Source organism: Streptomyces sp. NPDC127084 (genome assembly GCF_042724175.1).
In the GTDB taxonomy this organism is placed as follows: domain Bacteria; phylum Actinomycetota; class Actinomycetes; order Streptomycetales; family Streptomycetaceae; genus Streptomyces.
In genome coordinates, this window is record NZ_JBHXFA010000267.1 from 1 (window position 1) to 5,408 (window position 5,408).

General features: G+C 71.1%; 3 protein-coding genes. All 3 read left to right on the forward strand.

What is annotated here, in order from left to right; genetic code table 11:
* Positions 1-199: 199 nt before the first annotated feature.
* The 3 genes from ACFWI9_RS32725 to ACFWI9_RS32735 all read left to right on the forward strand — a co-directional run bounded on the left by ACFWI9_RS32725 (position 200) and on the right by ACFWI9_RS32735 (position 5,364).
* Positions 200-1,480 (forward strand): HRDC domain-containing protein, encoded by a 1,281-nt coding sequence (locus ACFWI9_RS32725; protein WP_387168482.1) that lies wholly within the window; start codon positions 200-202, stop codon positions 1,478-1,480.
* A 531-nt stretch (positions 1,481-2,011) separates the two neighbouring features.
* Entirely contained in the window at positions 2,012-3,238 is a 1,227-nt protein-coding gene (locus tag ACFWI9_RS32730) for a thiolase family protein (RefSeq protein ID WP_387168485.1), read from the forward strand.
* Complete coding sequence (locus ACFWI9_RS32735; protein ID WP_387168488.1) at positions 3,235-5,364, forward strand: 3-hydroxyacyl-CoA dehydrogenase NAD-binding domain-containing protein; 2,130 nt, start codon at positions 3,235-3,237, stop codon at positions 5,362-5,364. The genes ACFWI9_RS32730 and ACFWI9_RS32735 overlap by 4 nt, the downstream gene beginning before the upstream one ends.
* Positions 5,365-5,408: the final 44 nt, after the last annotated feature.

Consider the following 5,408-nt stretch of genomic DNA (forward strand, 5'->3'; position numbering starts at 1 on the left):
CCCAGACACGATCCTCACAAGGTCGGTCATCATCCGCATGCGCCGCCGCGCCCGGAACGAGCGGGGGGGGGCGGGCCCCGCGCGCGCAGAACGCTCACAAATCACCCCGCGGCGGGGGCGCGGGCGCGCCAGGGGGCCCCCCCCCCCCCCCTTAGGTGCGCGGCGGGGGGCGGCTTCCGTTCACAGATACCCTTGACAGGTGACCGACGCCCAAGAGACCGCAGCAGTTCCAGACCTGCGTACCCCCGGGGGCGGCCCCCCGGACGACGGCCTCGCGGTCGACGGGGCGCCGATCCCTCTCCTCGAGCCGCGCGAGGGTGTTCCCCCGGTGCTCTCGACACCTGAGGACCTCGTCTCCGTCATCGCCTCGTTCGCCGCGGGGAGCGGCCCCGTGGCCGTGGACGCCGAGCGTGCGTCCGGCTACCGGTACGGCCAACGGGCGTACCTCGTCCAGCTCCGCAGGGAGGGCGCGGGCACGGCACTGATCGACCCCGTCGGCTGCGGCGATCTCTCCGGTCTCGGCGAGGCACTGGCCGGGACCGAATGGATCCTGCACGCGGCCACCCAGGACCTGCCGTGTCTGCGTGAAATAGGCATGGTGCCGAACAGGCTCTTCGACACCGAGCTGGCCGGGCGGCTGGCGGGCTTCCCGCGAGTGGGACTGGGCGCCATGGTCGAATCGGTGCTCGGCTACGCGCTGGAGAAGGGCCACTCGGCCGTGGACTGGTCGACCCGTCCGCTGCCGGAGCCCTGGCTGCGGTACGCGGCGCTCGACGTGGAACTGCTGGTGGACCTGCGGGACGCGCTGGAGAAGGAGCTCGACCGCCAGGGGAAGCTGGAGTGGGCATGGCAGGAGTTCGACGCGATCGCGTCGGCCCCGCCCGCCCCGCCGCGCAAGGATCCCTGGCGGCGCACCTCGGGCATGCACAAGGTGCGGCGCCGCCGGCAGATGGCCGTCGTACGGGAGCTCTGGACGGCCCGCGACAAGGTGGCGCAGCGGCGTGATGTCTCACCGGGCAAGGTACTGGGCGACGCGGCGATCATCGAGGCGGCCCTCGCCGTGCCCGTGAACGTACAGGCGCTGACCGCGCTGACCGGATTCGGGCACCGGATGGGGCGGCGCGCGCTTGAGCAGTGGCAGGCGGCGGTCGACAGGGCGCGCGCCCTGTCGGATGCGGAACTGCCGCAGCCGGGGCAGCCGGTGGCGGGCCCGCCGCCCCCGCGCTCCTGGGCGGACAAGGACCCCGCCGCGGCGGCCCGCCTGTCGGCGGCCCGAGCGTCGGTCTCGGCCCTCGCGGAGCGGCTGAACCTGCCGCAGGAGAACCTGATCACACCGGACACGGTGCGCCGGGTCTGCTGGGAGCCGCCGGGGGCGAGCCCCGATGAGGTGTCGTCGGCGTTGCGGGCGTTCGGGGCGCGCGAGTGGCAGATCGAGCAGGTGACCCCCCTGCTCACCCGGGCCCTCTCGGCCCAGCCCTGACCCCACCGCTTTCACGGTGCCCCGTTGCACGGGGTGCCGGGTGTTGCGGTGTACCCCACCCCCGCACGGTGGGCCGGTGTGTCCGGCCTCAAACGCCGGCCGGGCTGGGTGATCGGGGTTGCCCGCCGCCGGGAGCGTGCCGTTGGGGCCGCTCCGGGGCTCGTATCCGGGACCGTGTGATATTCGGCGCTGCCGCCACAAATCTGGGGGTCCCCCGGACGAAGTCTGGGGGAGGTTGAGGCCGGACACACCGGTCCACCACACGGGGTGGGGTATACCGCGGCACCCCGAGCCCCGTGCAACGGGGCACTACGGTGCCGGGGACCCCGGCAAAGCCAGCCCGGCGGGGCGTCGCCGCGACGGGCGGAACACCGGGGGCGCGGGGGCACCGAGGTGCACCGGGAGTGTGACCTTCGCCGCTCCACGCTCCAGGTGTGGGCATCCCAGTTACCCGCAAGTAGCATGAGGGCAAGCGTGCGCTTAGCCGCGCACGCGCAGCAGTGCCACCCCGCACCCTGGAGGAGAGCCATCGTGCCTCGTACCGTCAGGGACGTCGTCTTCGTCGACGGCGTCCGCACCCCGTTCGGCAAGGCGGGCCCGAAGGGCATCTACAACGAGACCCGCGCCGACGATCTCGTCGTGAAGGCCATCCGGGAGCTGCTGCGCCGCAACCCGGACCTCGACCCCAAGAAGATCGACGAGGTCGCCATCGCCGCGACCACGCAGATCGGCGACCAGGGTCTGACCATCGGCCGCACCGCCGGCATCCTCGCGGGGCTGCCCCAGTCCGTGCCCGGCTACTCGATCGACCGCATGTGCGCCGGCGCGCTGACCGCCGTGACCGCGGTCGCGGGCAGCGTCGCCTTCGGTGCGTATGACATCGCCATCGCGGGCGGTGTCGAGCACATGGGCCGCCACCCGATGGGTGAGGGCGTCGACCCCAACCCGCGCTTCGTGTCGGAGAAGCTCGTCGACCAGTCGGCCCTCTTCATGGGCATGACCGCCGAGAACCTGCACGACCGCTACCCCACCATCACCAAGCAGCGCGCCGACGAGTACGCCGTGCGCTCGCAGGAGAAGGCCGCCAAGGCGTACGCCAACGGCAAGATCCAGCAGGACCTGGTGCCGGTCTCGGTGCGCCGCACCAACCCCGAGGCCGGCGAGACCGGCTGGGGCCTGGTCACCGCCGACGAGCCGATGCGCCCGGGTACCACGTTCGAGAACCTGCAGGGCCTGAAGACGCCGTTCCGCGTCCACGGCCGCGTCACCGCCGGTAACGCCGCGGGTCTGAACGACGGCGCCACCGCCTCGCTCATCGCCTCCGAGGACTTCGCCCGGGAGAACAACCTCCCGGTCAAGATGCGCCTGGTCTCGTACTCCTTCGCCGGCGTCGAGCCCGAGGTCATGGGCTACGGCCCGATCCCGGCGACCGAGAAGGCCCTCGCCCAGGCGGGCCTCTCCATCGACGACATCGGCCTGTTCGAGATCAACGAGGCCTTCGCCGTCCAGGTCCTGGCCTTCCTCGAGCACTACGGCATCGCCGACGACGACGCCCGCGTCAACCAGTACGGCGGCGCCATCGCGTTCGGTCACCCGCTCGCCTCCTCCGGCGTCCGTCTGATGACGCAGCTGGCCCGCCAGTTCGAGGAGCAGCCGGAGGTCCGCTACGGCCTCACCACGATGTGCGTCGGCTTCGGCATGGGCGCCACCGTGATCTGGGAGAACCCGCACCACAAGGACGCCGGAGGCAACAAGTGAGCACCACCGCTGAGCTCCTGAAGGGCGCGGCCGAGCTGTTCCCGGACGAGGTCGTCACCCAGGCGCACGTGCGCCACCTCGACCTCCCCGGCGGCGCGGGCAAGTTCGCCCTCATCACGCTGGACAACGGCTTCGACCACACCAAGCCGACCACCTTCGGCCCGCAGTCGCTCGCGAACCTGAACGTCGCGATCGACCAGGTCGAGAAGGAGGCGTCCGAGGGCGCCATCGTCGGTGCCGGTATCACCGGCAAGCCGTTCATCTTCGCCGTCGGCGCCGACCTCAAGGGCGTCGAGCTGCTCAAGCAGCACTCGGACGCGCTGGCCATCGGCAAGGGCGGCCACGACGTCTTCAAGCGGCTGTCCGCGCTCGCTGTCCCGACCTTCGCGTACTACAACGGTGCGGCGATGGGCGGCGGTGTCGAGGTCGGTCTGCACTGCTCGTACCGCACGGTCTCCGCGGCCCTGCCGGCCTTCTCGCTGCCCGAGGTCTTCCTGGGCCTGGTCCCGGGCTGGGGCGGCTGCGCGATCCTGCCGAACCTGATCGGTGCGGACAAGGCCGTCTCGGTGATCATCGAGAACTCGCTGAACCAGAACAAGCAGCTCAAGGGCAGCCAGGTCTTCGAGCTCGGCATCGCCGACGCGATCTTCGAGGGCGCCGACTTCCTGGAGCAGTCGCTGATCTGGACCGCGTCCGTCCTCAAGGGCGAGATCGCGGTGGAGCGCGCCGAGATCGACCGCGGTGAGGGCTGGGACCAGGCCGTCGCCCGCGGCCGGTTCATCGCCGACTCCAAGGTGCACGGCGCGGCCCCGGCCGCGTACCGCGCCCTGGACATCATCGAGGCGGCCAAGGACGGCGACCTCCAGAAGGGCTTCGACGCCGAGGACGCCGCCCTCGCCGACCTGATCATGGGTGGCGAGCTGCGCTCCGGTATCTACGCCTTCAACCTGGTGCAGAAGCGCGGCAAGCGCCCGGCCGGTGCCCCGGACAAGAACCTGGCCCGCCCGGTCACCAAGGTCGGTGTCGTCGGCGCCGGTCTGATGGCCTCCCAGCTCGCGCTGCTGTTCCTGCGCCGCCTGGAGGTGCCGGTGGTGCTCACCGACATCGACCAGGAGCGTGTCGACAAGGGTGTGGGCTATGTCCACGCCGAGATCGAGAAGCTGCTCGGCAAGGGCCGGATCAACCAGGACAAGGCCAACCGCCTGAAGGCGCTGGTGAGCGGTGTCCTGGACAAGGCCGAGGGCTTCGCGGACGCGGACTTCATCATCGAGGCCGTGTTCGAGGAGATGACCGTCAAGCAGAAGGTGTTCGCGGAGGTCGAGGCCGTCGCCCCGGCGCACGCGATCCTCGCCACCAACACCTCCTCGCTGTCGGTCTCCGAGATGGCCTCCAAGCTCCAGCACCCGGAGCGTGTGGTCGGCTTCCACTTCTTCAACCCGGTCGCGATCCTGCCGCTGCTGGAGATCGTCCGCGGCGAGAAGACCGACGACGCCTCGCTGGCCACGGCCTTCGGTGTCGCCAAGAAGCTGAAGAAGACCGCGGTCCTCACCAAGGACGCCCCGGCGTTCGTCGTGAACCGCATCCTGGTCCGCTTCATGGGCGAGATCCAGAACATCATCGACGAGGGCACCCCGGTCGCCGTGGCGGAGAAGGCGGTGGAGCCGCTGGGCCTGCCGATGTCCCCGCTGGTGCTGCTGGAGCTGGTCGGCCCGGCCATCGGTCTGCATGTCTCCGAGACCCTGAACCGCGCCTTCCCGGAGCGTTTCACCGTCTCCGCGAACCTGAAGGCGGTCGTCGAGGCCGGCAAGCGCGGCTTCTACGTCTACGACTCGGGCAAGCCTGAGCTGGACCCGGAGGTCGCGGCGCTGCTGCAGCAGGGCGACACCGTCCTGACGGAGGAGCAGGCTCGCGCCCGCGTCCTGGACGCGGTGGCCGAGGAGATCGGCCTGATGCTGGAGGAGGGTGTCGTCGCCGAGGCGCAGGACATCGACCTCTGCCTGATCACGGGCGCCGGCTGGCCCTTCCACCTGGGCGGCGTGACGCCGTACCTGGACCGTGAGGGTGTCTCCGAGCGCGTGAACGGCAAGCGGTTCCTGCCGCAGGGCGTCGCGAGCGTCCCCGCGTAAGGCACAGCGCACAGCGGCGAACGGGCCGTACGGGATCGCGATCC